The sequence below is a fragment of the Streptomyces sp. NP-1717 genome (assembly GCF_022695985.1).
In the GTDB taxonomy this organism is placed as follows: Bacteria; Actinomycetota; Actinomycetes; order Streptomycetales; family Streptomycetaceae; genus Streptomyces.
Genome location: NZ_JAAPBF010000046.1, coordinates 13543 through 38923 on the forward strand (window position 1 = coordinate 13543; position 25381 = coordinate 38923).

Genomic DNA, 25381 nt, shown 5'->3' on the forward strand with positions numbered 1-25381 from the left:
CACGGAGAGAAGAGAATGAGTCTGTCGATTCGTATCAGGAATCAGGCGCATTACGAGATCGAGTTCTTCACGGATGGTCCGGAGGACTCCTTCAGAAAAATGTGCCAGAGAGCGCCTGACGACAGCTTGCGGCGTGGCGTCATGCAGTTCGCTGACACCATGTTCAACTCCGTTCAGCTGCACCGCTTTGTCGAGGAGCTGGAGTCTCTGCCGGCAAGCGAGATGACGTCGTCGATTCAGAGAGCACTCGACGGAGCAAAACTCGCCATCCGCAAGTCCGGTTACCTCTACTTCGTCGGTGACTGAATAGGTTCGACCCGCCGCCGGAGGGCAGAACCCAGGGCGTGTCTGTGGATCAGGCCTGATCCACAGACACGCCCTACGCGCTTGCCGGCTGGAGCAGGTCCCAGTCGTTGCCGTACAGATTCTCGACCGCTTGGCCAGCAAGGATCCGTTGGCCGTCGCCGAACTCAGGTGGCGACACGCGCTGGAACGGCCTTTTGTACATCAGGTCCCGCAGTCGGCCCGTGGTGTCACTTCCTGGGCAGCGGAGTCGTCAGGCGCCGGGTGATGCGGTCGCGCATGCCGGGCATGGTGAAGCCTTTGGGGTCGATCTTGTCGTTGGACCATTCGAGGTGGCCGATGACGCTCTGGGCGCCCCATTTGTGGGTGCGGCAGATCGCGGTACCGACCCGTTCGATCGCCATGAGCTGGGCGGCCGGCCAGGGATCGGTCCCGTTGCCGAGGTTGACGCACTCGAAGCCGTAGAAGTGGGTGTTGCCGTCGACCGTGGGCATTGGCCCAGAAGAGCAACACACACGTCATCTGATGAGGCCCCACGCGAGTTGCATCGCAAACCAGGCCGATTCTCACCCAGCGACGCTGAAGAGTCGCACCAGACGTGTTCCGGCGGCCGGTGCGCTCGACGTAAGCTTTCCCGCCTGGCTCTGTTGATGAGAACCGGCTCTGGTCCACTTCTTGTGGGTGCGTACGCAGGGTGACCGTTGATCTTCGCGTGATGCCGGTTGAGTTCGCCCGAAAATCGCCCGGATGGGCGGTGGTGTGGTCGACAGTCCTTCGCCGTGAACGAAGTGCTGCCACAGCTGGATGAGCTGTTGTTCTCCTCGGTCGAGGGCGTGTTGGTGGAGTCGGTCGAGGTGACAGACACGACCGTCCCGATCGAGGCTCGTACGACCGCAGGGCGGGCGGCCTGCCCGGGGTGCGGGTGCTGATCGGGCCGAATACATGGCTCTTACCAGCGTTTTCCGCATGACCTGCCGACAGCCGGCAAGCTCGTCGTGGTGTCGTTACGTGTGCGGCGGTTGGTCTGCGCGGAGGACTGCTGCCCGCGCAAGACCTTCACCGAGCAAGTACCCGGACTCACCCGCAGGTTCGGGCGACGGACCGAGCGGCTGCGGTCGACGCTGGCGACGGTCGGTCTTGCGCTCGCGGGCCGGGCCGGTGCCCGGATGACGGGCGCCTTCAAGGTTCCGGTCAGCCGGAACACCCTGTTGAGGCTGATCGCCTCGCTTCCGGACGTCGCCGTAGCAGCCCCCGCGTGGTCGGCGTGGACGAGTACGCCCAGTGCAGGGGCCGTGTCTACGGAACCGTGTTTGTCGACGTCGAAACACGTCGGCCGGTCGACCTCCTTCCCGACCGGGAGGCGAACACGCTCGCGGCCTGGCTCGCCGAGCGGCCTGGCATCGAGATCATCTGCCGTGACCGGGCCACCTTCTTCTCCGAAGGAGCCACCCGCGGCGCCCCACAAGCCCTCCAGGTCGCCGACCGATGGCATCTCTGACACAACCTGGGAGAAGCCGCCGAGAAGTGCGTCTACCGACACCGCGGCTGCTTACGCCCCACGCCGGCTCAGCCGGAGCAGCCGCAGGAAGAGGCGGAGCCGACCGCGTCGTCGCCCTGGCCGACAGGGCACCGGTTCGCCGAACGCACCCGCGCCAAGCACGCCACCATCCACGCTCTCCTCGCGGCCGGTCACAGCAAGCGGTCCGTCGCCCGGCAGCTCGGCATGACCCTCAACACGATCTTGCGCTTCTCCCGCGCCACGACTCCGGAGGAGATGTTCACCGGTCAGTGGCAAAGCCGTGCGACCAGGCTCGACGACTACAAGCCTTACCTCGATCAGCGCTGGCAGGAAGGCTGCACCCACGCCTGGAAACTGTGGGAGGAGATCAAGGAACAGCGCTATTCACGCGGATAGGCAAGCGTCCGCGACTACGTCAGCAGGACCCTTCGCGGCAAGCCCCAACCGGTCGGCCCCCGGCCACCATCCGCCCGCGCCGTCACCCGCTGGATCCTCACCCATCCCGACGCCCTACCTGAAAGCGACCGGATCCAGCTCAAGGCCGCCCTGGCCAACTGCCCCGAACTGACCGCACTCGCCGAACACGTGCGCTCCTTCGCCCACATGCTCACGCACCTGCACGGCGACCAGCTCCCCGAATGGGTCGAAGCGGCCAGCGCCACCGCCGAACTGCCCAGCCTCCGCCACTTCGCTCAGCACCTCCTGCGCGATCTCGACGCTGTCACCGCCGGCTTCACCTTGCCCTGGAACTCCCGCGTGGTGGAGGGCCATGTCAAAAGGATCAAGATGCTCAAGCGTCAGATGTATGGCCGCGCAGGATTCGAACTCCTCCGCAAGCGCGTCCTGCTCTACGCATGGATCCCAGGTCAGGAGTCGTCCTCAACGAGTCCAAAACCGTCAGAGAAGCCCTCCAGGAACTGGCGGCGCGAAGGATCAGCCTCCTCTGCAGCCATCGAACCGAGTAGGTCGATGAACTCGCTTCGCTGATCACTCGACAGTTGTGACACCAGATGGGCGACACCCTCCAAGACCTTCACCGCGTCATCCGGATCCATCTGCTCGTCCGTGCACCCCTCAACGAACCAGAGGGCATCGACCAAAGCCTCCGCCAGAGCGCGGGTCAGCGACGGGTACACAGGCATCGGAACGATCTCCCACAGACAGCCGATAGAGAGCGGCCATCTCACCACATGCCTCTGACATCACTGTCGGTGAGCCCTCCACAGAAAGTGGACCAGAGCCCGACTTCGGGAGTCACTTGGGTGAGTCCCGGAATCGAACTGCTTGCGTCTCGTGGCATCTCCAGGAGCAGCCGCCCGGGGCCTCGCGAACGGCTCTCGTTCTAGCTGGCGTCGAGCGCGGTCGCCATGCCCTCAAGGATCCCGACGAACTCCTCGGCCGGGATCTCGACCACGAAGACCGCACCGGCGTCTTCAGGGTGGTGCAGGAGGTGTTCCTTGCGCCAGAACGACAGTGTGATCAGCAGGCGGTCCTCTTCGCGGAACAGGTGGGCCGTCAGGTTGTCGGTGGTAGGCCCCCAGAGCAGGACCTGAAACCGGCAACGCAGTTGGTAGTCGGTCTCGGGTTCGTCGTCGTCCCCCGCGCGTTGCATGAGACGCCGGTGTGTGGCTGCGGCGGACAAGCCAGCGAACGGCAGGGGAGAACCTTCGCCGGACCGCAGCCAGGCGGCGGTGTCCAGCACATCTCGGCGGAACTGGGGGACGTAGGCCATATTGTCGTCGCAGGTCAGCCACTTTTCAGCTGCCCAGAGGTCGACTCGGCACAGTGACGCTGGCGCGCCGACCTCTGCGGCGAACCTGAGCCTGTCTCCGAGAACCACGTTCATGCCGGTGACCGTCGCAGGTTCAGCCCTTCATGAACAACCGAATACTTCGTAGGGCAGTCGCCGGCGCCTCGACAGAAGTGGAACGGCCGCTGAATACCTGTTCCTAAAGGTCCTATCGGTCTTCACCCAAGTCAGGAATCGAACAAGGTTGGTTCCAGGGACTGCTGACCGGTCATGGGTTGATGCGCTTGCTTGGAGGAACAGCGCGCCGTGGATCGCGAGGTGGGGTTGGAGTGCCGGTCTGAGGTTCGACTTCCGCTCCCGGCGGGGGGTTCGGTAGTGCCGCTTCGCGGTCGGTCATGTCGGCCGGGGTGACCATGACGAACAGCGGCAGGCCCTTGGTGTCAACGACCAGGTGGTCCCATCCGCACACCGCCGCCGGACGCGAACCCGTTCCCACGGGTGCCGTCCTTGTCTCAACTGAGGCTCAGATCCTTGTAACGATCACGCCCAGTGGGCCCATGCGTCCCGCGAATAGGCCCGGACTTGTGACACGCATCACTAAAAGGCACGTAAAGAGCATGGTAGGACTGCATGAATCCGTTTGCCGGAAGTTCACTTTCCGGTGGCGGTGTCACCGGTGCGCACCGGTACGTACTACCGGGGTGAGCCCGGTCCGGGTCCGCGGTCCGGGTCGCCCTTGACGGTCCCGGACATGGCTGTCTCCCCCATGCCTGCCCCCACCCGACGTGTGCTTACGCGTCGGCCTGCGCTCCCGAGGTAGCCAGATGTCACTTGATTCCTTTACCGAGTCGGTCGACGAATCCGTCAGCGGGTTCTTCGAACCGATCGCCTCCTGGCTGGGGGAGGTGGTGTTCTACGCCGTTCCCGTCGGGGGCACGGATCTGCCGTTGATCGTGGCCTGGCTGGTCGTGGCGGGTCTTGTCTTCACGGGCTGGTTCGGGTTCGTGCAGTTCCGCCGGTTCCGGCTGGCTGTCGATGTGGTGCGGGGCAAGTACGACGACAAGTCGGCGGCCGGTGAGGTGAACCACTTCCAAGCGCTCACGGCGGCCGTCTCCGGGACCGTGGGCCTGGGGAACATAGCCGGTGTCGCGGTCGCCGTCAGCATCGGTGGCCCCGGAGCGACGTTCTGGATGATCCTGTGCGGGCTGCTCGGCATGGCCAGCAAGTTCGTCGAGGTCACACTCGGTGTGAAGTACCGGGAGGTGCACGCTGACGGCTCTGTCTCCGGCGGGCCCATGCACTACCTGCCGAAGGGCTTCGCCGAGCGGTTCGGCAGCCGCGGCGCCACGTTCGGCAAGGTCCTCGCGGTTCTCGCTTCGGCGATGATCCTGTTCTTCGGTCTCTTCGGCGGCAACCTGTTCCAGGTCAACCAGAGTTACGCGCAGCTTGTGTCGGTCACCGGCGGCGAGGACGGCGCGATGGGGTCCTCGGCCGGCGCCCTGTTCTTCGGTGTCCTGGTGGCGGCGCTCGTCGGGATCGTACTGCTCGGCGGTATCCGCTCGATCGCCTCGGTCACCAGCCGTCTGGTCCCCGCGATGGCCGGCATCTACATCGCCGCGTGTCTGGTCGTCATCCTCGTCAACGTCGGCGAGGTGCCGTCCGCGGTCGTCACCATCGTCGAGGGTGCCTTCAACCCCGAGGGGGTCGCGGGCGGCGTGCTTGGCGCGCTCATCATCGGCTTCAAGCGTGCCGCGTTCTCCAACGAGGCCGGTCTGGGCTCCGCACCGATCGCCCACTCGGCCGTCAAGACGAAGCACCCCGCCAGCGAGGGCCTGGTGGCGCTGCTGGAGCCGTTCATCGACACCGTGATCATCTGCACGATGACAGCACTCACGATTGTCATCGCCAATCCCGCGAGCTGGGCCGAGGCCCGCACCGGCGAGGAGATCGGCGGCGTGACGATCACCTCCGACGCCTTCGAGACCGTGCTGCCCTGGTTCCCCTACATCCTCACCGTCGCGGTCATGCTGTTCGCGATCTCCACCGTCCTGACCTGGGGCTACTACGGCCTCAAGGCGTGGTCGTACCTCTTCGGCCGCAGCAGGGCCAGCGAGACCACGTACAAGGTGATCTACACCCTGTTCGCTATCGCCGGCTCGCTGCTCACCCTCCAGACCCTGATCGACATGGCGGACGCCGTCCTGTTCACGCTCGCCGTCATCAACATCATCGGCCTCTACTTCCTGGCCCCGGTCGTCAAGCGGGAACTCGAGACGTTCCTGGCGTACGTACGCCGGCACAACAGCGGCGAAGCCGAGGATCCGTCGGCGGAGAAAGCCCCGGCCGCCTCCGAGTCCTGATCCCTTCCCGTCCCAGGGCGCGGTCGGTCCCCTGCCAGGGTGCCGACCGCGCCCGCCTGTCGTCCAGTAGCCGCCCCGGCCCCTGTCGACTGCTGTACTGCGGCGGAGGGCTTCGGCCACCGGGCAGCAGCTGCACCATGACGTGACTGCCAGTGCGTGGGCGAAGGCGTACGAGCGGGAGTAGTCGCGCCCGGCAGGACGAAGTGGGCGGCCATCGCCCCCGAGTTCGCCGGGAACGTCGCCGCCGTGTCGTACGACACGACCTCGGCCAGCTCACCGTGTGTCTGCAGTCGTCGGCGTGGGCGACAAAGGCCCGCCTGGAGCAGCCCCGCATCGTCACGGCAGCCAACACGGGAGCGGGCCGCACCGTCGTACGCGCCCTGCGAATCCTGGCGCCCGGCCCCGTACCGGCGCCCGCTCCGTCCGACGTAAGCCCCGGCTGTGCCCACCGGCCCGGCGAAGACCAGGGAGACCGCGTGCGAGGGCTTCCGCCGCCCTGACCGCGCCGACCTCGTTGCCCGGATCTCCTGGCCGACGCCACAGAAACGGGCCGGGTGGAGTGATGCTCGGAGGACGGGCCGGGCGCTAGACGATCGGGCTTGTCCGGGTGCAGTTGGTCCATTCGACCCAGGGGCGTGCGCCACCGCTCCTGGGGCCGGTGGCGTATGTGGGGTTGCCGGTGATCGTCTGGTTCTTCTCCTCGTGCGTGATGTCGATGCCGAAGAGTTTGAACCCCATCGTCACCTGGCCGGCGGAGATGCCGAAGCCGATGCCGAGGGAGGCGTTCCACCAGTCGGTGTTGGCGTTGTAGTCCAGGCGCGACAGCTTGCCCTTGTCGTGGAGGAGGCGCTCCAGCGGTCCGGCGTCGCTGCCCGGGACCTCGGCGGCGTCGGAGGGGGTGGGCAGGACGTCGCCGGCTGGGAAGTCGCCCCGGCCGCGGAGCCAGTCCTCGACCGTCTTGCTGTCGGCGTCGTTGTCGAGGACGACCTCGGCGGACTCGGTGTGGATCTGGGACTTGATGTTGCCGCCACCACCGCCGACGTCGATCGTCACCGGCGTGCCGGGAACGTTGGCACCGGCACCCACCTGCACTCCGGCGCCCTCGCCGTTCTCCTGACTGGTGGTGATGACCAGCTTCTCCGGACGGTGCTCCTTGCCGTCCTTCTCCTCCTGGTCGAAGGTGGCGGCGTCGTACGTCACGGAGACCTGCTGCATACGAGTGGCCTTGCCCTGCGCGCCCTGACCGCCCTTCCCGTCGACGCTGAAGGTGTAGACGAAGGTGATCTTCCCCGCGTCGGGGCCCGTGTTGGTACGCATGACCACCACGTCCTCGGTCATCGAACCGCTCAGCCCGTCGGCGGAAATGCTGCCGAGGTCCTTGGACTTGCCGCTCTCGTCCTTGCCGCCCGCGCCCTTCTTGAACCCCTTGCCGAAGCTCACACCGCCCGAGACCTCGGTGCTGGTCTTGGTGATGTCGACGTCCGGCATCCGCTCCGGGTTGGCCGCCTGCATCTGCGACACGGCGCTGTTCTTGCACCCGACCTGGCTGATCGGCGAGACAGGCGAGCCGATCATCGCGTCGCACACGTCCGACTGCTTGAGCGCGGCGGCGAACTCCTCGGCATCGGCGAGGTTCGCCGCGAGGTCGGCCTGCGGGTCATCGCTCTTGTTGGAGGCGAACACCCACTGCCCGCCCTGGCCCTTGCCCTTGCTGTACGTGCCGTTGAGCGAGGCGCTGCCGCCCCAGTCCTTCAGCCCCGGAATGCCCGCCGAGACGCTGGCCGTGACGCCGACACTGCTGTCCGTCACCCGCTCCAGGGTGACCGTGCCGTCGGACCACTGCTGAACCTTGAGCTGTTCCGAGCCGCTGATCTTGATGAAGAGGATCTGGATCACGACCGTGTCCTTGGTCTGATCCTGGGAGAGCAGACACTTCGCGGGCTGGAAGGGATCACCGGGTATCCCGCCGTCCTCGCCGCCTCCGCCTCCGTCACCCCCGCCGCCGTCCCCGCCGCCGTCGCCGGAGTCGCACCCCTCGCCGCCGTCACCGGCGTTGACAATCCGGCACACCGCGTCCTTCAGCGCCACCGAGGTGTCGTCGGGGACCGTCATGGCCAGGATCGCGCCGACGATCGCGGCCACGACGCCTATGAGCGCGACGTACTCGACACCACCCTGCCCACGCTCATTACGGTGCAGTGCTCTGCGGGTGCTCCCTGTGCCCACAATGGCTCCTCATCCCTGCGACCGCCCCGGCTGCAGAGACACTAGAGATCACCGAGACCCACGCGCAGGGCCCCTGGGCCCAACTCAGGGCCCAGGGGAAGGGCGCATTCAGGTGAGGTACCTACGGATTCTCGTGGACCGAACAGGCCCTGCGACGGGGCGTGTTGGTGGCCGACGAAGGCAGCGGTCTCACCGTCACCGCGCGCGACGTGGTGATCCCACCCACTTCCCCGTGTTCGACAGGACCCTGACCTCGGCGCGGCTCTCCCCGTGCAGGGAACTGGTGGCCGCCGCCCCGATCGCGCCGACCGGCATGTACATCACACGCGAGGACGGCAAGCGGAGTCCGGCTGGGGTCCTTCTGGGGAGTTCACGTTTACGTGCCGACGGCCCGGTTACATGGTTGGCGACAGTTTCACCGACATGAGCGGGATGTGCGAGATGTCTGCTGACGAGAAGACTCAGGCCAAGACGGAGCAGGCCAAGGGCAAGGTCAAGAAGGCGGCCGGCCGTGCCGTGGGCAACGAGAGGCTGACTGCGGAGGGCCGTGCCGAGGAGGCCAAGGGCGATGCGCGGCAGGCCAAAGAGAAGGCCAAGGACGCCCTCACCGACTGACTGCCGTTCCCGGCATCGCCAGGACGGGAGAAGGCACTCGTACATGGCCCGGGCAGGCGACCAGGACAGCCGTCTGCTCGGGCCATTACTCATGTCTCAGCGATTTCCGTGTCCACACCGGGTATGTGAGAGGTGGCCCCCCGTCGGAGGGGCAGGGGCCCGGACCGCTCGCCGGCGAGGTGTCAGTGGTCCCCCCCCCCGCGACAGTGAAGGCCAGGTGTGCGACCACGACTCTGTGCGGTACTGAATATGGGCGTGACGTCACTGGGTGAACGGTGAAGGGTGGATCGTCCAGGCGAAGGACCTGGTCCAGTCATCTGGGGCTGGCAGTTGTTCGTTCCCCGGGGGATCTTTCCTGCCACCGGCTCGTATCCATCTTCTCCGTTCTGGTTGGTTCTCGTCGTGGACCCGGATTTCCTGGTGCCGCCCGGACCGTCGCGTGCCGATCGTTCGGCCTCGGGCTCACGGCGCCGAGTCCGTGTCTGGGGTGGACTTGTGGCTGCCGGTGAGAGTCGCGTAGACGACCACGTTGTCTGCGTAACGGCGGTCGGCCTCGGAGTAGTCGCCACCGCAGGTGATCAGGCGCAGGCCGGCGTGATCGAGGTTGCGGTAAACCTCGACTGTGGGGAACTTGTCCTTCGGGTATGTCCGTACCCGGTCGACCGTGAACTCGGCCGTTGTGCCGTCTTTCCGCGCCACTTCGACCTTGTCGCCCGGATCGATCCTGGCCAGGTCGAAGAAGACGGTGGGCGCGCCGTCCCAGGTGACGTGACCGGCGATGACCGAGGGGCCGTTGGCGCCGGGGGTAGGGCCTGGGTGAAACCAGCCGGCCTTGTCGGGGTTCTTCGGTGTTTCCATCGCCTGGTTCTTGTCGAGTCCCAGCCGCTCCAGGGTGGAGTCCACTTTGAGCGAGGGGATCCTGACCCGTACGGGGTCCGAGGCGGGGAGGGGGGCCGTCTGCTTCCGCTCGGTCTTTGGCCCCGATGCCGAGCCGGTGCCTGGCGTTGCGGGGCCGGTCGACGAGGAAGCCGAATCCCCTGCCGGCGGCCCGCCCTTGTCGACCGCCCGAGGCGGTGCGGTCTGCTGCCGGCCCATCCCCAGGGCCGGCAGCAGACCGCCGACGACCAGCAGAACCGATATCACGACGATCAGTGCCGTGCGGCGCCCCGAGCGTTGCCCAGTGCCCTGGCCCTGCGAACCGCCCTCGTTCCCGCCGGTCGGCTCAATCACCATCGGCCCACCACCGTTCACCGGTTCAGCCGCGCCGGTCGGTGCCAGAAGTCGCGGTGCGCGTACGGCGGTTGACCGCGAAGAGGCCGCCCGCGAGGAGTACGGCCGCCGTGCCGCCGGCCAGCATGCCGGGCTCCGCGATGCCCGAAGCGCCGTCCGTGCCGCCCGTGCCCGTCTCGACGCCGCCCACCGGCATGGAGCCGACCGCCGCGCCCTTGACCATGCCGCAGTTGGCGGGTGCGGTGGCCTCCTGCGGGAGCTTCGGGTCCAGCTCGCTCTTGCCGGCGCCGAAGTCGTACTCGCCGTCGTCGTTGCGGTCGATGCCGTGCTGCACGATGTGCAGATCCTTGATGTGGTCCACGACGTCCTGCGAAACATCGATCGTGCGCGAGTAGGTGAGCTTGCCGTCCTTGTCGGCGACCGGCATCCGGTCGACCGCGAGGCCGCTGTCCTTGGACGTGTCGCCCTTGGTCGTCAGGGAAATGTTGATGTCCCCGTACTGCGGCAGGCCCTCGGCGGTGCTGACGATGCCGTCGCCGTCCTTGTCCGCGCTCGCGTCGGGGCAGCGGAAGTCGTGCCCGTCGGTGGAACCGTGGATGTGCTGGGCGTGCGGCTGCCCGGGGACCAGGCCGGTGGCCTCGATCTTCACCGTCAACTTCCGGTCCTGGAAGCTGACGAGGGCGGCTCCGGTGGCGCCGGACTCGTTCAGCGCCTCCAGATCGATCTGGTACGCCTCGCCTTCCTCGGCGGCGGACGTGGTCGCGGCTTTGCCGTCGTGTCCGTTGTGTCCGCTGTCCGTGCCGCTCGCGAGGGCGGGCGAGGCCGCGACGAGTGCGAGGGCGGCGGGCAGGGCGAGTAGGGCTGTGTACCGGGCTGTGCGCTGACGTATCACTGCGAAGCATCTCCCTGGCGACGGTGAAACTGTCGTTGTCGGTGTGCATTCGGTGACCTCCCTCACCTGGATTGGTTCAGGTTCGGTACCGCGACGAAGGCATCACCCGGAGCGCCTGGGCATCCAGAGCTCTTCCAGAACGGGGGCGTGGAGACGGCGGCACAGAGAGGATCATTTCCACAGGGATCTGTGGTTCGGATCTCCAACCAGATCCAGCTCAGGATTGGGACAGGCCAGCGTCAAACGCTGGGTCGACGACACCCTCCCGCTGCTCAACCGGGCGTCTGCTCGCCGGCCGTGTCCAACGCGCTCAACGTGCCCCGGGAGTTGCGTCCCGAGACCCGGCGCGGGCGTGGATGCGGGTGTGCCAGGTGGTCCGGTCGATCTTCTTGGCCGGCGGAAATCCTGTTGGCGTCGGGCGGTGGTTGTCACCGTCCCGGGTGTGGGGGTGCCGTCGGAGGGCACCCGTGGGGTTGCTTACGAGCCCGCGACTGGATGGGGCCGGTACGAGAGAGGGAGACACCCATGAAGAAGAAGCACAAACAGAAGCTGCCGCTCGCGTACAAGCCCGTCGGATTCGTTCTCGGATGGGCAGGTGGAGCGCTGGCGGGGCTCGCGTTCCAGAAGACCTGGAAGGCGATTCGGCACGAGGACGACGCACCCGACGCCCTGGACCGCGACCGCGGGTGGGGCGAGGTGCTGTTTGCCGCAGCCGTGCAGGGCGCCATCTTCGCGGTGGTACGCAGTGCCGTGGACCGGTCGGGCGCCAAGGCCGTCGAACGGGTCACCGGCACGTGGCCGGCCCAGGACAAGGGCGGACGAGACTGACGGTGTCCTCCCTTCCGCGCGGTGGTGGATACGGCTCCCGCCCGCTCGGGACCAGGATGCCGACGGGGAGGGGCCACCGCGCCTGCTCGGGCTGACCGGACCGGGCCCGGCACGAGACCACTGGTCGGTCTGACGGACCATCTGGTGTCGGGGGCGGCGGGCTCCGTGTAACCGTATGCAGGGGGCCGCGGTCCCGGTGTGCGGGCGACAACCCTCACCCGGGTCCCGGGACTTTCCCCGAGGGGCCGAGGGGCCCGCCGGCCCAGGCGTGCGGATACACCAACTTCCCTGCGCATTGAGCCACTTGGTCCCGACTCCGGGACGGGGAACCCGGACTTCGGTCGGCCCGTACCGAGCCCGTACCGAGCCCGGCCCGCACCGAGCCCGGCCCGTACCGAGCCCGGCCCGCCTTCCCGTTGAGCTTGTCGGTCAACGTTTCCGCTCCGTACGCCCGTGGGCCGAGCGGCAGGTGGAGGCTGGTGAGCACTTGCCGGGCGAGCCTCGCGTGGGCGCCGAGCCGCTTCGTGGGCATCGGTCCGGCTCCGCAGCCGACGTCCGACGCGGCCGGATCACGGCGGTCGGCGCCGCACGACGCCGGTCCGGCCGTCAGGTCGATTCGCGCACCACGAGCTCGTTCGGCATGATCACCGGCCCCGTGGATTCTCCGTCGATCAGGCCGAGGAGCAGGTGGACGGCCGCCGTCGCCTGGTCGGCCATCGGGCTGCGTACCGAGGTCAGGGCGGGACTGGTGTAGGACGCGGCCTCGATGTCGTCGAAGCCGACGACCGCCACGTCGTCGGGGACACGCCGGCCCGCTTGCCCGAGGGTGCGCAGGGCGCCGATCGCCATCAGGTCGTTGGCCGCGAAGACCGCGTCGAGACCGGGATCGTCCTCCAGGAGCTGTCGCATGCCCTCGGCGCCCGAGGCGCGGGTGAAGTCGCCCAGCGCCACGATGGAGCGACGGCCGGTGTCACGCAGCGTCTGACGGTAGCCCTCAAGACGCTCACGTGACTCGTGCAGTTCGAGTGGCCCGGTGATGGTGGCGATCCGGCGCCGGCCGCGTTCCAGGAGGTGACGCACCGCCAGTGCCGCTCCACCGGCGTTGTCCAGCGCCACGTACGGGACGTCCTGCGCGGAGGTGCGGTTGAAGGACACGACCGGCAGGCCCTGCCGCGCCAGTGCGGACGGCAGCGGGTCCGTTCCGTGCAGGGCGACCAGGAGCACACCGTCCACGTGGCCGCCCGCGATGTACTCCACCACGCGGGTCCGGCTCTGGTCCGATTCCGCGAGCATGAGCACGAGCCGTTTTCCCGCCGACTCCAGCTCCCTGCTGACGGCGCGGACCACGGCGGAGAACAGGGGGTCATCGGAGACAACCCCCTGCGGCGGGTCGGAGACCACCACGGCGAGCGTGTCCGTGCGGCGGGTGACGAGATTGCGGGCCGCCCCGTTGGGCACGTAACCCAGTTCCTCCACGGCGCGCAGGACGACGTCGCGGATCTGCGGGGCGACCGTCGCCTCTCCGTTGATGACACGGGAGACGCTCGACTTGGACACGCCCGCGCGGGCGGCGACCACTTCGAGGGTGGGGCGTTTCATACCTGTCCGTCCTCCGTACCGGCGCCCGGATCCGTGCGCTGAGCGGGTTCTCTCATCGGGGCGACCTCCGGCTCCGCGTCATGACGATGTGATCAGCGTATCCGCAGGCCGGGGTCGAACGGCCCCGCTCACAAGTGCCTGTTCCCCGGCGCCACTTCGGATGGCTCCCGCCGTGCCGAACCACCCGATGAGATACCGCTCCCCGGGCGTGCCATCGACGTAACTCCCCTGTTTTTTCAAGGTGAAAGAGGTCTTGACAGCCCTCTCCAGCCCCTCCATCCTCCCTCTCAGGGAGCGCTCCCCCACCTCCCCCGCTTGAGGAGTCGCCCATGCAAACGCTGCTGCGCCGCTTCAACTTATTCCTGGCCGTCGCGGCCTCACTGGTCGCTTTCATCGCTCTCCCCGCCCCTTCCGCCCAAGCCGCGGAGGTCCTGCTCTCCCAGGGAAAGACCGCCACCGCGTCGAGTACCGAGGGAGCCTTCGCCGCTCGGAACGCCGTCGACGGCGACCCCGGCACACGCTGGTCCAGCGCCTTCGCCGACCCGCAGTGGATTCAGATCGACCTCGGGGCGAGTGCCCAGCTCAGCCGGGTCGTCCTCAACTGGGAAGCCGCGTACGGCACGGCCTTCAGGATCGAGGTGTCGACCGACGCGCAGCGGTGGACGGCCGTCCACCAGACGGCCACGGGCACCGGCGGCACCCAGAATCTGACCGTCTCCGGCACCGGCCGCTACGTGCGCGTGTACGGGACGCAGCGCGCCACCCCGTACGGCTACTCGCTGTGGGAGTTCCAGGTGTACGGCACCGCCGGCACCGGCGGTCCCGGTGGTGGCGACAGCGCCCTGCTCTCCTACGGCAGGACCGGCGCGGCTTCCTCCTCCCAGGCCGACGGGAACTGCTGGGAGTGCACGCCCGCCAGGGCCTTCGACCGCGATCCGGCCTCCCGATGGGCCACCAGCTCCACCACGGGATGGACCGACCCCGGCTGGATCTCCGTCGACCTCGGCGCGACGGCGCAGATCGACAAGGTCGTCCTGCAATGGGATCCCGCCTACGCCAAGTCCTTCCAGATCCAGGTCTCGTCGAACGGAACCGACTGGACGCCGATCTATTCGACGACGTCCGGCACGGGCTTCAAACAGACGCTGGCCGTCTCCGGCACCGGCCGCTACGTGCGCATGTACGGGACGCAGCGCGCCACCCCGTACGGCTACTCGCTGTGGGAGTTCCAGGTGTACGGCACGGGCGGCGCCCCGATCCAGCCTCCGCCCCTGCCGAGCGACCCCGCCGACCCGCCGCGGCTCGTGTGGAGCGACGACTTCGACGGCGCCGCGGGCGGCAGGCCCGACCCCTCGAAGTGGCGGGCGGACCCGGGCACCGGGCCCAACAACGAGCTGGAGTACTACACCGACAACCGCAACGCCGCGCTCGACGGGGCGGGACATCTGGTGATGGAGGCCCGCAAGGAGGTCACCGCCGGATCCTCGTGCCCGCGTGACCCGTTGAGCGGGAGCACGACGTGCCAGTACACCTCGGCGCGGATGAACACCGGCGCGACGTTCAACTTCACCTACGGGCGCGTCGAAGCACGTATCAAGGTGCCCAAGGGCAACGGCCTGTGGCCGGCGTTCTGGATGATGGGCTCCGACTTCCTGACCGGCCGGCCGTGGCCGTACAACGGCGAGATCGACATCGTGGAAGTCCTCGGCAAGGACGTGAAGACCGCGTACTCGACCGTCCACGCGCCCGCCTACAACGGCGGCGGCGGGATCGGGTCGCCGTACACCCTGCCCGGGAACGCCGACTTCTCGGACGACTTCCACACCTGGGCCGCCGACTGGAACAGCAGAGGCATCACCTACAGCCTCGACGGCCGGACCGTCTTCACGATCGACAAGGACCAGGTGGAGCAGACACGCGGGCCGTGGATCTTCGACCACCCGCACTACATGATCCTCAACCTGGCGGTCGGAGGCGACTGGCCGGGCCCGACCGACGCCAGCACCCCCTTCCCCTCCAGGATGCTCGTCGACTACGTGCGGGTCTATCAGTAACCCCCACTTGTCCGGCCGTTCAGCGCGCGAAGCTCCGGGCCGGCCCCGCCCCGTTCCCTCGGGGCGGGCGTCCCGGAGCGTCCCGGTCACGCCACTGCCCGGCCGCCGCCCCGACGCCGAGATCGCACCAAGCGAGCCCGCCACCCCCGATGCCCGTGAGGACATGACATGCGCAGACATCCCGTTCCTCTCCACACCCTGCTGGCCAACGCCCTGGCGGTCGTGCTGGCCGCCACCCTGAGCCTGACCGTCTCGACCCAGCAGGCGCAGGCCGCTACGGTCACCGTCCAGGCCGAGTCCTACGCGGCCCAGTCCGGTGTCGGGCTGGAGGCCACCGCAGACGTCGGAGGAGGGCAGAACGCCGCGTTCCTCGCCGACGGCGACTGGCTGCGCTTCGACAACGTCGACCTCGGCGCGGCAGGCCGGCTGACGGTGTCGGCACGGATCGCCTCCGCCGTCGGCTCGGGCACCGTGGAGTTGCGCACGGCCACCCTGAACGGACCGCTCCTGGCCGTCATACCGGTCTCACCGACCGGCGGCTGGCAGAACTGGGCGACCCGGGCCACCGACGTCACCACCCACCCCACCGGTTCCCAGACGGTGTTCGCCGTACTGCGCGGCGCGACACCCGGCGACTTCGTCAACATCAACTGGTTCTCGTTCGTCGGCCAGGGGGACACCGCGGCGGCCGGATGGGTTCCCGTCGACCAGGCCAAGTGGAACGCCCAGCTGGCCCAGTTCCGTGCGATGACCCCCGCCGCGGTGCCCGCCGGTAACGTCCGGGTGCCGGAGTTCAACGCCACCTGCGAGTACAGCCACTCCAAGCCGGACGACCCCATCGTCTTCCCGGGACTCGCCGGCGCGTCCCACATGCACAGCTTCTTCGGCAACAAGAGCACCAACGCGTTCACCACGACCGATTCGCTGCTGGCCAACACGCCGACCACGTGCACGCCCGCCAACGACCTCTCGGCGTACTGGATCCCCACCCTCTACGAGAACGACAGGGCCGTCGAGCCCGGGGAGATGATCGTCTACTACGGTTCCCGGCTCGCCGACCCGTCCGTGACCGTGCCCTTCCCGCAAGGCTTCCGCATGATCGCGGGCAGCGCCGTCACCCAGACGCCCACCCCGGCGGGATCGCCCGGCCAGTTCTGGTGCGCCGGCCCGGGCGGTGAGGTCGGCCGGAGCGCCGACGGCAACTGGCCGCGGTGCGCCCCGACCGCCAACCTCACCCACCAACTCGTCTTCCCCGACTGCTGGGACGGCAAGAACCTCGACAGTCCCGACCACAAGTCGCACGTGGCGTTCACGTACGACGGCAAGTGCAGCGGCGCCTACCCCGTCGCCATCCCCAACCTCTCCTTCGTCACCAGCTACCCGACCAGCGGGAGCAGCGCCGGCTTCAAGCTGGCGTCGGGCATGGCATCGTCCATCCACGGCGACTTCTTCAACGCCTGGGACAACGCCGCTCTGGGACACCGGGTGAAGGACTGCATCAACCAGAAGGCCAAGTGCAATTCCGCGGGAACGTTCTGACCCTACGGTCGGCACGCGCCATGGTTCTGCCGGCCGCCGGCCGCCGGCCGCCGGCCGCCCGCCGCCCGCCGCCGAAGCTGTGGCGGCGGCGGCCGTGAGCGCCTCGCGGTGGGTCTGTGGTCGTCAGATGGTGCCTATCAACGCGCTGATGAGTCGTAGCGGTGGACTGTCAACGATGCGTGGGATCGCCAAAGGGCTCGGGAGGAGGGGCGCACGTCGACTCCCGTACTTTCCGCCATGAAATAACGCCCTTCGATACTGAGTGGTGTCTCGTGCCAGCCCTGTTTCGCCGTCCACTTCGTAGTGGAGGTCAGTCGGGCGAAGGCAGCGGGTCACTACGTTGCGGCTTCCTCACCGAAGTTGTCGGTGCGGGGCTGCGGGATGTGTCCCGCTCGATGATGATCATTGCCGCGTCGTCCGCCAGGCGCCCTCTCGTGTGGTGCAAGAGCAAGGTGCGCAGCCGTTCCAGCAGTGCTTGGGGGGTGAATTCGTGGAGCTGCGCCAGGTGTGTGGGCAGGTCGAAGAAGTTTCTGGCGGGGTCGCGGGCCTCCAGTACACCGTCGGTGTACAGCAGCAGCCTGTCGCCGTGTTCGAACGGGTACTTCTCGGCCGGTACGCGGGACGTGCCGAGGAATTCCTCCAGACCGAGCGGCGGCGACGGGCTGGCGGTTTCCAGGGGGGTGGTCTCACCTCTGCGGAGCAGCAGCGGTGCGGGGTGGCCGCGGCTGACGAGTTCGACGACGGGTGCGTCGGTTATCTGGGCGATGACCACCGTGACGAACTCTTCCGCCGGGTCGCGAGGTTCCGTCGTTTCGCCGTGGCTCTGTGCGCGAGTCAGCTCCCGTCGCAGCGCGGCCTCGCACCGCGTCACTGTGTCGGGCAGTTCGGGTTCGTAGTCGGCCGCCTCGCGGAACGCACCGAGTACGGCGGCGGCCGAGCGCACCGCGGGCAGTCCTTTGCCGCGGACATCTCCCACGATGATCCGGATTCCGAAGGGTGTGGCCAGCACCTCGTAGAGGTCACCGCCGATGCGAGCGCCTTCCTCGGCGGCCAGGTACAGGCCGGCCGCCCGTACACCCCCCAGGCGGGCGGGAACGGGCCGCAGTACCACGTCCTGGGAGACCTGGGCGATCCGACGGGCCTGCGCAAGCTCCTTCTCCCGGTGTACTCGCGCCGTGCTGGTCGCGAGGCCGGCCACGGACACCACGAGCAGTGCCAGCAGGTTGCTGTAGACCTCCTGGGTGCCCCAAGCGTGGTTCTGGGTCGCGGTCACGGTGCTCAGCGCCCCCGCCATGAGGACCACGGAACCGGTTCCGGCCGGGCCCATCGTGACCGCGGCCAGCGCCGGGGCCGGTGAGAGCAGTGGGCCGGTGTACAGGAAGTGGGCAGGAGAAAGCTCGATGCCGAGCACTGCCAGGAGCACCAAGAAGGGCAGGGCCCTCGCGAGGGCGAACAGGGTCCTGCTGGATCTGATCAGGCTCGTCAGAGATGCCGAGCCATGAAGTGCCCGCATGCTCCCACTCTCTCACCACAGTGGTGCGGACGCCCCGGGCCCAGCCCGAGAATGCCCACTCGGCGCACACCAGCCGTCACGGCGAGTGCGGGCTGGGCGCGCGGCCAACGATTCTCCGCGGTGCTGATGCCGCGATCTGCCCACTCGGCGACGGCACCGAGTGGAATCGAGACCGTCGGGCGCCCGGCGGAGTTGGCGCGACAGGGGGCTGTCCGTCTACGCCGCCACCAAGGCGGCGCTGGGATCCCTCACCCGCACCGACATGGTGCTGGGCGCCATGGGCGAGGCAGGGGCACAGAAGGTCGCCGACACCACATTGCTCGGCCGTCCGGCCACCCCGCGGGAAATCGCCGAAGTCATCCACTTCCTCGCCACCGACCGCGCGGCGTACGTCACCGGCGCCACAATCGCCGCCGACGCCGGACGCACAGCGGTGTAGGAGTGAGCCGCGGGAGGGCGGCCAGCGGCACACCGGGCCGGGCCCTCCCGCGGCGCACGCGGCTGAGCGCTTTACGTAAAGCGACGGTTCCTGAGCCCCGCAGATCGCCGAGCGGTTCCTGACGGGGATGGCGGCCCTCTGCGGATGCGCTGGCCGCGCCGCTGGAGGCAGACTTGAACCAGGGCACGTATACAGGAGCCGGCCAAGCGGGTGACCGCACATTTCGTTGACCCGCTGCTTGTGACGCAGGGCGTTTTCGGCTTCGGGCCTCAGTCCGATCCGCGTCTCTGGCGGGTGTCCGAACGCGATCGACAGCAGCATCTGTGGAGACTCATTCTCGCGGCTCGGCGCCCGCAACAGGAAGGCTCGTCGCCCCCTGGCGGCGAGTTTCTCACCATTCGGGGGCGCCTTGCGCGGCGTCCTGTCTGAAGGGAAAGGAACGATGGGTCTTTCCTGGCAGCAAGGACCACTCGCGCCGGGAACTGTCGGGCAGTTCCTGGTCTCCGACCCGCTCCCTGAACGGATGGTGTTCGCCGAGCCGCCGCGCCGCCGTCTGCGGGTCAGGCTCGGGGACATCTGGGTCGCGGACAGCGAGGATGTCGTTCTCCTCCTCCTCCATGAGCCGGGCCGCTATCCCGTTGCGTATTTTCCGTCGGGCGACATCGCCGCCGACGCTTTGGAGGGGACCGAGCACACGACGCAGCACCGGGATCTGGGGCCGACCTCGTGGTTCACGGTTCACGCGGGGCCGCAGAGCAAACAGCGGGCCGCGTGGCAGCATATGGATCTTCCCGGTCACGCGAAGATCCTCGACGAACGCGTCGCCTTCGCCTGGCGGGCGATGGACGCCTGCTTCGAGGAGGACGAGCGGATCGTCGCACCTGGTGGTCCGCGACGGCGATCGTGTGGTTGTCGGCAGCCGAGGTCCGCCGGTGCTCTACGAGTCCGGGTTCGCCCCTCGTCGGTACGTTCCGCGCCAGGACGTGGACCGATCCGCGCTGACACCGGCCGAGGGGCGGACGTTCTGCCCGTACAAAGGCATGGCCAGTTACTACGAAATCGGCAGTGCCCGGCGCGTGGCCTGGTCCTACGAGGACGCCTGGGACGAAGTGCGCCGGATCTCGGTAATGGTGTCGTTCGAACCGGACGAGATCCAGGTCGACCTCGACGGCGTACGCCAGAGCCTGGATCCAGGACAGGGCGTCGTCTCTCACGGGGCCGACCGCAACCTCGACCCCGATGAAGAAGCGGCTCACGGCCGGCCCGCCTGACCGTCGTACTCGTCGCAGCCTCCAGGGGAGTGCCCGATGCCTTCTTTGCTGTCGGTGAATGTCGGCATGCCGAAGAACGTGCCCTGGCAGGACCGAACCGTCTACACAGGTGTGTGGAAGTACCCGGTAGCCGGACCGGTGATGGCCCGCCGTATCAACCTCGACGGGGACGGTCAGGGAGACAGGGCCGGTCATGGCGGCGAACAGCGCGCCGTGCTCGTCTACCAGATCGACTCCTACGAGCACTGGCAACAGCACTTCGGACGCCACGACTTCGAACACGGCCAGTTCGGGGAGAACCTCACCGTCGACGGTCTGCCCGACGACGAGGTGTGCGTCGGCGACCGATACCGCATCGGTGAGGCCGAGTTCGAGGTCACCCAGCCCCGGGTCACCTGCTACCGCGTGGGCATGCGTCTCGGCGAACCCGAGATGGCGGCGCTGCTGGTCTCCCACCACCGCCCCGGCTTCTACATGCGGGTCATCCGCGAGGGGCACGTCCAAGCGGGCGACGAGATCGTCAAGACGCTGACCGGACCGGGCGCGCTGAGTGTGACGGAGATCGACGCCCTGCTCTACCTGCCGGACAGGGATCCCGAGAAGCTCCGGCTCGCCCTGGACATCCCCGCTCTGAGCCTCGGCTGGCAGGGCTCCTTCCATGACCTGCTCAAGAAGGCAGAGGAGAATGCGAACAGCACCGCCCCGGCCACGGAAGCGGCGTGGGAGGGGTTCCGGGAACTACGGGTGTCCGAGGTGATTCCCGAGAGCGCCGGTGTCTCCTCGATCCGTCTCAAGGCCGCGGACGGATCCCGGCTCCCTCCCGCCCGCGCCGGCCAGTATCTGACGCTGCGTATCCCCGGAGCCGGGGAACCGGCCCCGGTTCGCAGTTACTCGCTCTCCTCCGCGCCCGGCGCCGACCCTTACCGGATCAGCGTCAAGCACGAACCCCACGGACTCGCCAGCGGATATCTGACAAGCCGGCTGCACCCGGGGGCCGTACTCGACGCGGCGGCCCCCCGGGGGGACTTCGTCCTCCAGGAGGACGGCGGGCCGGTCCTGCTCATCTCCGCGGGCATCGGCGTGACCCCGGTACTCGCGATGCTGCACGAGCTCGCGGACAGCCGCAGCGACCGTGAGGTGTGGTGGATCCACGGCGCCCGCAGCCCTCGGGAACATCCGCTCGCGGCCGAGGCACACGCGCTGATCGCGCAGTTGCCACGGGCGAGCGAGCACGTTTTCTACAGCGCGGCGACGCCGCACGGGACCGGTGACGAGCACGCCGTCTCCGGGCGTCTGGGCCGGGACGGCCTCGCGGCTCTGGGTATCCCCGTGGACGCCACCGCCTATGTCTGTGGTCCCACGTCGTTCATGGCCGACATGAAGGACGCCCTCACCGCCTCCGGGCTCGAAGAGACCGCGATCCACTACGAGTTGTTCGGCGCTCTCCCCTCCGTCAACCCCGGCCTGACCGGGGAGGCGAGGCCAAAGCCGCACCGGCCGGCCGGCCCCGTCGGGACCGGTCCGGCGGTGACCTTCGCCCGCAGCGGGGTCTCCACCCCGTTCCGCGACACCGAGCGCACCTTGCTCGAGCTCGCCGAGGCGTGTGACGTACCCGCTCGTTGGAGCTGCCGCACCGGGGTGTGCCACACGTGTGTCACCAATGTGATGTCCGGTACGGTCGCGTACTCGCCGTCCCCACTCGAAGCGCCGCCGGACGGGCAGGTGCTGATCTGCTGTTCCCGCCCGACCAGCGCGGAGATCGTCCTCGACATGTAATGAGGGTGGGGACGTGAGCGGACCAGCGCGGCCGCTCGGCGGGCCGGGCGGCTCACAGAGTTCGACCGCCCCGGGCCGGGGGCTGGGCCGGGACCCGCTGCCGCCTGTCGGATGAACCCCGACTTGGACCGGAGACAGACCGGAACAGCTGGTCAGGAACGGGACAGGTGCGGGAGGAACTGCGAGATACGGCCGAAATCAGGCCCCGTTGTGAGTGGTGGGACCGGGAGGTGCCTGACTGGCGAGAGGACCAGGTCAGGCACCTTCTTCGGAGGCCCTAGAAGAAGCCCAGCTTCTTCGGCGAGTACGACACCAGCAAGTTCTTCGTCTGCTGATAGTGGTCCAGCATCATCCGGTGGTTCTCGCGGCCGATGCCCGACTGCTTGTAGCCGCCGAACGCGGCGTGGGCCGGGTAGGCGTGGTAGCAATTCGTCCAGACCCGGCCCGCCTGGATCGAGCGGCCCGCGCGGTACGCGGTGTTCATGTCGCGGGTCCAGACTCCCGCGCCGAGACCGTACAGCGTGTCGTTCGCCGTCTTGATCGCGTCGTCGAAGTCATGGAAGGACGTCACCGCGAGCACCGGGCCGAAGATCTCCTCCTGGAAGACCCGCATCCTGTTGTCGCCCTCGAAGATCGTGGGCTGGACGTAGTAGCCCCCGGCCAACTCACCCCCGTGCTCGATGCGCTGACCTCCCGTCAGGACCTTCGCGCCCTCCTGCCGGCCGATGTCCAGATACGAAAGGATCTTCTGGAGCTGGTCGTTGGACGCCTGGGCGCCGATCATCGTGTCCGTGTCCAGCGGGTGGCCCGGCACGATCGCCTCGGTGCGGGCGATGCCCGCCTCCAGGAACTCGTTGTAGTGACCGCGCTGGATCAGCGCGCGCGAGGGACACGTGCACACCTCGCCCTGGTTGAGGGCGAACATCGTGAAGCCCTCAAGTGCCTTGTCCCGGAAGTCGTCGTCCGAGGCCCAGACGTCGTCGAAGAAAAGGTTCGGGCTCTTTCCGCCCAGCTCCAGGGTGACGGGCTTGATGTTCTCGGAGGCGTACTGCATGATCAGCCGCCCTGTCGTGGTCTCGCCCGTGAACGCGACCTTCGCCACCCGTGCGCTGGAGGCCAGCGGCTTGCCCGCCTCGGCTCCGAAGCCGTTGACGATGTTGACGACGCCCGGCGGCAGCAGATCGGCGACCAGGCTCATCCAGAGGTGGATCGACGCCGGGGTCTGTTCGGCCGGTTTGATGACGACGGCGTTGCCCGCCGCGAGCGCGGGCGCCAGCTTCCAAGTCGCCATCAGAATGGGGAAGTTCCACGGGATGATCTGCGCGACCACGCCGAGCGGTTCGTGGAAGTGGTAGGCGACGGTGTCGTCGTCGAGCTCGCTCAGCGAGCCCTCCTGCGCCCGCAGGGCACCCGCGAAGTAGCGGAAGTGGTCGATGGCGAGCGGGATGTCGGCGGCGAGCGTCTCGCGTACCGGCTTGCCGTTCTCCCACGTCTCGGCGACGGCCAACTCCTCCAGATGCGCCTCCATACGGTCGGCGATCCTGTTGAGGATGCCCGCGCGGGTCTCGGCCGACGTCTTGCCCCAGGCCGGAGCGGCGCCGTGGGCCGCGTCCAGCGCGCGTTCGACGTCGTCGGCGGTGCCTCGGGCGATCTCGGTGAAGGGGCGGCCGTTGACCGGGCTCGGGTTCTCGAAGTACTTGCCCTGGGCCGGCGGGACGTACTCGCCGCCGATCCAGTGGTCGTAGCGGGACTCGTACGAGACGATCGCGCCGTCGGTGCCCGGCGCTGCGTATCGGGTCATCTCTGTGGCCTCCCGGTGAGGGTGCCGCCCGCCTTTGGACGGCGCTCCCCGCGAGGCTAGGAGCGCTGACGTTGCGACCAGGTTGCGCGCCTGCCCGCAGCCCCAACGCCCCGCCGCTCAGGTCGCCTTGATCATGTCCGCGCACTTCTCGCCGATCATCATCGTCGTGATGCACGGATTGACCGACGGCAGGAACGGCATCACCGACGCGTCGGCCACTCTCAGCCCCGTCACCCCCTTCACCCGCAACTGCGGGTCGAGCGGGGAATCGGCGTCGTCCGCCGGCCCCATCCGCACCGTGCCCGCCGGGTGGTAGACGGTGTTGTGGGTCTTACGGATGTAGTCCAGCAGCTCCTCGTCCGACCGCGTGTCCGGCCCCGGCGCCAGCTCACGGCCCCGCCACTCGGCCATCGGCTCCCGCGCGGCGATCTCGCGGGCGAGGCGCAGCCCGTACGTCATCACCCGGACGTCGTGCTCGTCGGTGAAGTAGCGCGGATCGACCTTCGGTTTGTCCCTGAAGTCACGTGAACGCAGCCGGACCGTGCCGAGCGACCGCGCACGGGTGACGTTGGGCGTCAGACAGAAGGCGTTGTCGGTGGTCGGGTAGCCGCGCCGGTAGGTGTTCATGTCGAAGGGCACCGAGCCGTAGTGGAACATCAGGTCCGGCCGGTCCAGTCCCGGCTCGGTGTCGGCGAAGATCCCGATCTCCCACCACTGGGTGGAGCTGGTGACCATGGGCTGCTTCGCCTCCCACATGATCACACCCTCCGGGTGGTCCTGGAGGTGGGAACCGACGCCGGGGGAGTCGACCCGTACATCCACTCCGCTCGCTCTCAGATGGCCGGCCGGGCCGATCCCCGACAGCATGAGCAGCTTCGGTGAGTCGATCGACCCGCAACTGACCACGACCTCGCGGCGCGCGGAGACCCTGCCGCTGTGCACGGTGTCCGGCTCCAGATACTCGACTCCCGTACAGCGGCTCCGATCGGCCGCGTCGTCGAACAGCAGCCGCTTCGCCTGGAGCCCGGTGCGTACGTCGAGATTGGGCCGCTTGCCGAGAATCGGGTGCAGATACGACACCGAGGCGGACGAACGGGTGCCGTCCGTACGGGAGTTGATCTGGAACCAGTGCGCTCCCCGCACCACGGTGCGACCCGTGTTGAACGGTGTGGTGGGAATTCCCGCCACCGCGCACGCCTTCAACAGGGCGCTGCCACAGGGGTCGTTCGGCGGGACGGTCATGATGTTCACCGGGCCCGAGCGGCCGTGGTGGTCGCCGGGCGCGTCGTTGGTCTCCAGCCGCTGGTAGAGGGGGAAGCAGTCGGCCGCGCTCCAGCCGGTGCAGCCGAGCGCGCCCCACTCGTCGAGATCCTCGGCAGGCGCCCAGAAGGCGATGCACGAATTGTGCGAGGAGCAGCCGCCGAGGACCTTGGCGCGGGCGTGCCGCATGAAGTCGTTGCCGTTCTCCTGCGGTTCGATCGGGTAGTCCCAGTCGTAACCCGACTCCAGCAGCGCCATCCACCGGTCGAGCCTGAGGATGTTGTCGTCGCCCACGTCGGAGGGACCGGCCTCCAGTACGCAGACGGTGACGCCGGGGTCCTCGGTGAGCCGGGCGGCCACGACGGCGCCGGCGGTACCACCGCCGACGACGACGTAGTCGAACTCG

Annotated in this window: 21 protein-coding genes and 3 pseudogenes; 14 read left to right on the forward strand and 10 right to left on the reverse strand. The window is 68.2% G+C overall.

Features of this window, described 5'->3' with window-relative positions; all coding sequences use genetic code 11:
- Positions 1 to 15 precede the first annotated feature (15 nt).
- Positions 16 to 306 carry a hypothetical protein gene (locus GXP76_RS12940; protein WP_242571650.1) on the forward strand — a complete coding sequence of 97 codons (291 nt, stop codon included), beginning with the start codon at positions 16 to 18 and terminating at the stop codon, positions 304 to 306.
- Positions 307 to 551: 245 nt separating this feature from the next.
- Here GXP76_RS12940 and GXP76_RS12945 read toward each other — a convergent pair.
- A pseudogene (locus GXP76_RS12945) lies at positions 552 to 803 on the reverse strand (N-acetylmuramoyl-L-alanine amidase); the annotation flags it as partial.
- Between the two features lie 755 nt (positions 804 to 1558).
- Here GXP76_RS12945 and GXP76_RS35840 point away from each other — a divergent pair.
- From GXP76_RS35840 to GXP76_RS12960, 3 genes and pseudogenes are all read left to right on the forward strand, one after another.
- On the forward strand, positions 1559 to 1801 hold the full coding sequence (locus tag GXP76_RS35840; RefSeq protein WP_242571651.1) for a transposase: 243 nt from the start codon (positions 1559 to 1561) through the stop codon (positions 1799 to 1801).
- 225 nt (positions 1802 to 2026) lie between these two features.
- Positions 2027 to 2218: a hypothetical protein gene (locus GXP76_RS12955; RefSeq protein ID WP_242571652.1), complete on the forward strand. Its 192-nt coding sequence runs from the start codon at positions 2027 to 2029 to the stop codon at positions 2216 to 2218.
- A 132-nt stretch (positions 2219 to 2350) separates the two neighbouring features.
- Positions 2351 to 2605, forward strand: a pseudogene (locus tag GXP76_RS12960) (ISL3 family transposase); the annotation flags it as partial.
- Between the two features lie 83 nt (positions 2606 to 2688).
- On the opposite strand, the gene GXP76_RS12965 reads toward GXP76_RS12960, so the two are convergent.
- Together GXP76_RS12965 and GXP76_RS12970 are read right to left on the reverse strand one after the other, a co-directional pair.
- Positions 2689 to 2964, reverse strand: a complete 276-nt coding sequence (locus GXP76_RS12965) for a hypothetical protein (RefSeq protein ID WP_242571653.1) — start codon at positions 2962 to 2964, stop codon at positions 2689 to 2691.
- A gap of 200 nt (positions 2965 to 3164) precedes the next feature.
- On the reverse strand, positions 3165 to 3668 hold the full coding sequence (locus GXP76_RS12970) for a hypothetical protein (protein WP_242571654.1): 504 nt from the start codon (positions 3666 to 3668) through the stop codon (positions 3165 to 3167).
- Between the two features lie 728 nt (positions 3669 to 4396).
- On the opposite strand from GXP76_RS12970, the gene GXP76_RS12975 reads away from it, so the two are divergent.
- A complete protein-coding gene (locus GXP76_RS12975) occupies positions 4397 to 5932 on the forward strand; it encodes a sodium:alanine symporter family protein (RefSeq protein ID WP_242571655.1) in 1536 nt (511 codons plus the stop codon).
- A gap of 278 nt (positions 5933 to 6210) precedes the next feature.
- Positions 6211 to 6432: a DciA family protein gene (locus tag GXP76_RS12980; RefSeq protein WP_242571656.1), complete on the forward strand. Its 222-nt coding sequence runs from the start codon at positions 6211 to 6213 to the stop codon at positions 6430 to 6432.
- A gap of 85 nt (positions 6433 to 6517) precedes the next feature.
- Here the strand turns inward: GXP76_RS12980 and GXP76_RS12985 are convergent, their stop codons facing one another.
- On the reverse strand, positions 6518 to 8158 hold the full coding sequence (locus GXP76_RS12985) for a hypothetical protein (RefSeq protein WP_242571657.1): 1641 nt from the start codon (positions 8156 to 8158) through the stop codon (positions 6518 to 6520).
- 441 nt (positions 8159 to 8599) lie between these two features.
- On the opposite strand from GXP76_RS12985, the gene GXP76_RS12995 reads away from it, so the two are divergent.
- Entirely contained in the window at positions 8600 to 8773 is a 174-nt protein-coding gene (locus GXP76_RS12995) for a CsbD family protein (protein ID WP_242571658.1), read from the forward strand.
- A 462-nt stretch (positions 8774 to 9235) separates the two neighbouring features.
- On the opposite strand, the gene GXP76_RS13000 is transcribed toward GXP76_RS12995, so the two are convergent.
- Together GXP76_RS13000 and GXP76_RS13005 are read right to left on the reverse strand one after the other, a co-directional pair.
- Entirely contained in the window at positions 9236 to 10006 is a 771-nt protein-coding gene (locus GXP76_RS13000) for a class F sortase (protein ID WP_242571659.1), read from the reverse strand.
- Between the two features lie 22 nt (positions 10007 to 10028).
- Positions 10029 to 10895, reverse strand: a complete 867-nt coding sequence (locus GXP76_RS13005; protein WP_242571660.1) for a hypothetical protein — start codon at positions 10893 to 10895, stop codon at positions 10029 to 10031.
- A 525-nt stretch (positions 10896 to 11420) separates the two neighbouring features.
- Here GXP76_RS13005 and GXP76_RS13010 point away from each other — a divergent pair.
- The gene (locus GXP76_RS13010) at positions 11421 to 11723 is read left to right on the forward strand and encodes a DUF4235 domain-containing protein (protein ID WP_242571661.1); all 303 of its coding nucleotides are present in this window, start codon (positions 11421 to 11423) and stop codon (positions 11721 to 11723) included.
- 606 nt (positions 11724 to 12329) lie between these two features.
- Here GXP76_RS13010 and GXP76_RS13015 read toward each other — a convergent pair.
- Positions 12330 to 13322, reverse strand: coding sequence for a LacI family DNA-binding transcriptional regulator (locus GXP76_RS13015; protein ID WP_242571662.1), 993 nt, complete (start codon positions 13320 to 13322; stop codon positions 12330 to 12332).
- 329 nt (positions 13323 to 13651) lie between these two features.
- Between GXP76_RS13015 and GXP76_RS13020 the strand changes: the two genes are divergently transcribed.
- Positions 13652 to 15376 carry a discoidin domain-containing protein gene (locus GXP76_RS13020; protein WP_242571663.1) on the forward strand — a complete coding sequence of 575 codons (1725 nt, stop codon included), beginning with the start codon at positions 13652 to 13654 and terminating at the stop codon, positions 15374 to 15376.
- A gap of 168 nt (positions 15377 to 15544) precedes the next feature.
- Positions 15545 to 16915, forward strand: a complete 1371-nt coding sequence (locus tag GXP76_RS13025; RefSeq protein ID WP_242571664.1) for a DUF1996 domain-containing protein — start codon at positions 15545 to 15547, stop codon at positions 16913 to 16915.
- 310 nt (positions 16916 to 17225) lie between these two features.
- Here GXP76_RS13025 and GXP76_RS13030 read toward each other — a convergent pair whose 3' ends face one another.
- The gene (locus GXP76_RS13030; protein ID WP_242571665.1) at positions 17226 to 18428 is read right to left on the reverse strand and encodes a PP2C family protein-serine/threonine phosphatase; all 1203 of its coding nucleotides are present in this window, start codon (positions 18426 to 18428) and stop codon (positions 17226 to 17228) included.
- Between the two features lie 160 nt (positions 18429 to 18588).
- Between GXP76_RS13030 and GXP76_RS35845 the strand changes: the two genes are divergently transcribed.
- From GXP76_RS35845 to GXP76_RS13050, 4 genes and pseudogenes are all read left to right on the forward strand, one after another.
- The gene (locus GXP76_RS35845) at positions 18589 to 18867 is read left to right on the forward strand and encodes an SDR family oxidoreductase (RefSeq protein WP_242571666.1); all 279 of its coding nucleotides are present in this window, start codon (positions 18589 to 18591) and stop codon (positions 18865 to 18867) included.
- 523 nt (positions 18868 to 19390) lie between these two features.
- Positions 19391 to 19642 (forward strand): annotated as a pseudogene (locus tag GXP76_RS13040) (DUF427 domain-containing protein); the annotation flags it as partial.
- A gap of 109 nt (positions 19643 to 19751) precedes the next feature.
- A complete protein-coding gene (locus GXP76_RS13045; protein ID WP_242571667.1) occupies positions 19752 to 20138 on the forward strand; it encodes a DUF427 domain-containing protein in 387 nt (128 codons plus the stop codon).
- A 36-nt stretch (positions 20139 to 20174) separates the two neighbouring features.
- On the forward strand, positions 20175 to 21914 hold the full coding sequence (locus tag GXP76_RS13050; protein ID WP_242571668.1) for an MOSC and FAD-binding oxidoreductase domain-containing protein: 1740 nt from the start codon (positions 20175 to 20177) through the stop codon (positions 21912 to 21914).
- Between the two features lie 277 nt (positions 21915 to 22191).
- Here GXP76_RS13050 and GXP76_RS13055 read toward each other — a convergent pair whose 3' ends face one another.
- Together GXP76_RS13055 and GXP76_RS13060 are read right to left on the reverse strand one after the other, a co-directional pair.
- The gene (locus GXP76_RS13055) at positions 22192 to 23715 is read right to left on the reverse strand and encodes an aldehyde dehydrogenase family protein (RefSeq protein ID WP_242571669.1); all 1524 of its coding nucleotides are present in this window, start codon (positions 23713 to 23715) and stop codon (positions 22192 to 22194) included.
- 117 nt (positions 23716 to 23832) lie between these two features.
- Positions 23833 to 25381, reverse strand: a 1549-nt coding sequence (locus GXP76_RS13060; protein ID WP_242571670.1) for a GMC family oxidoreductase, incomplete at its 5' end; no start/stop codon positions are given.

What these genes read in the sequence shown, in the direction of transcription:
- GXP76_RS12965 (WP_242571653.1), bottom strand. Translation starts at nt 2,964, where the DNA reads ATGCCTGTGTACCCGTCGCTGACCCGCGCTCTGGCGGAGGCTTTGGTC.
- GXP76_RS12970 (WP_242571654.1), bottom strand. Translation starts at nt 3,668, where the DNA reads ATGAACGTGGTTCTCGGAGACAGGCTCAGGTTCGCCGCAGAGGTCGGC.
- GXP76_RS12975 (WP_242571655.1), top strand. Translation starts at nt 4,397, where the DNA reads ATGTCACTTGATTCCTTTACCGAGTCGGTCGACGAATCCGTCAGCGGG.
- GXP76_RS12995 (WP_242571658.1), top strand. Translation starts at nt 8,600, where the DNA reads ATGTCTGCTGACGAGAAGACTCAGGCCAAGACGGAGCAGGCCAAGGGC.
- GXP76_RS13055 (WP_242571669.1), bottom strand. Translation starts at nt 23,715, where the DNA reads ATGACCCGATACGCAGCGCCGGGCACCGACGGCGCGATCGTCTCGTAC.
- GXP76_RS12940 (WP_242571650.1), top strand. Translation starts at nt 16, where the DNA reads ATGAGTCTGTCGATTCGTATCAGGAATCAGGCGCATTACGAGATCGAG.
- GXP76_RS13000 (WP_242571659.1), bottom strand. Translation starts at nt 10,006, where the DNA reads ATGGTGATTGAGCCGACCGGCGGGAACGAGGGCGGTTCGCAGGGCCAG.
- GXP76_RS12955 (WP_242571652.1), top strand. Translation starts at nt 2,027, where the DNA reads ATGACCCTCAACACGATCTTGCGCTTCTCCCGCGCCACGACTCCGGAG.
- GXP76_RS13015 (WP_242571662.1), bottom strand. Translation starts at nt 13,322, where the DNA reads ATGAAACGCCCCACCCTCGAAGTGGTCGCCGCCCGCGCGGGCGTGTCC.
- GXP76_RS13010 (WP_242571661.1), top strand. Translation starts at nt 11,421, where the DNA reads ATGAAGAAGAAGCACAAACAGAAGCTGCCGCTCGCGTACAAGCCCGTC.
- GXP76_RS13025 (WP_242571664.1), top strand. Translation starts at nt 15,545, where the DNA reads ATGCGCAGACATCCCGTTCCTCTCCACACCCTGCTGGCCAACGCCCTG.
- GXP76_RS13050 (WP_242571668.1), top strand. Translation starts at nt 20,175, where the DNA reads ATGCCTTCTTTGCTGTCGGTGAATGTCGGCATGCCGAAGAACGTGCCC.
- GXP76_RS13030 (WP_242571665.1), bottom strand. Translation starts at nt 18,428, where the DNA reads ATGCGGGCACTTCATGGCTCGGCATCTCTGACGAGCCTGATCAGATCC.
- GXP76_RS13020 (WP_242571663.1), top strand. Translation starts at nt 13,652, where the DNA reads ATGCAAACGCTGCTGCGCCGCTTCAACTTATTCCTGGCCGTCGCGGCC.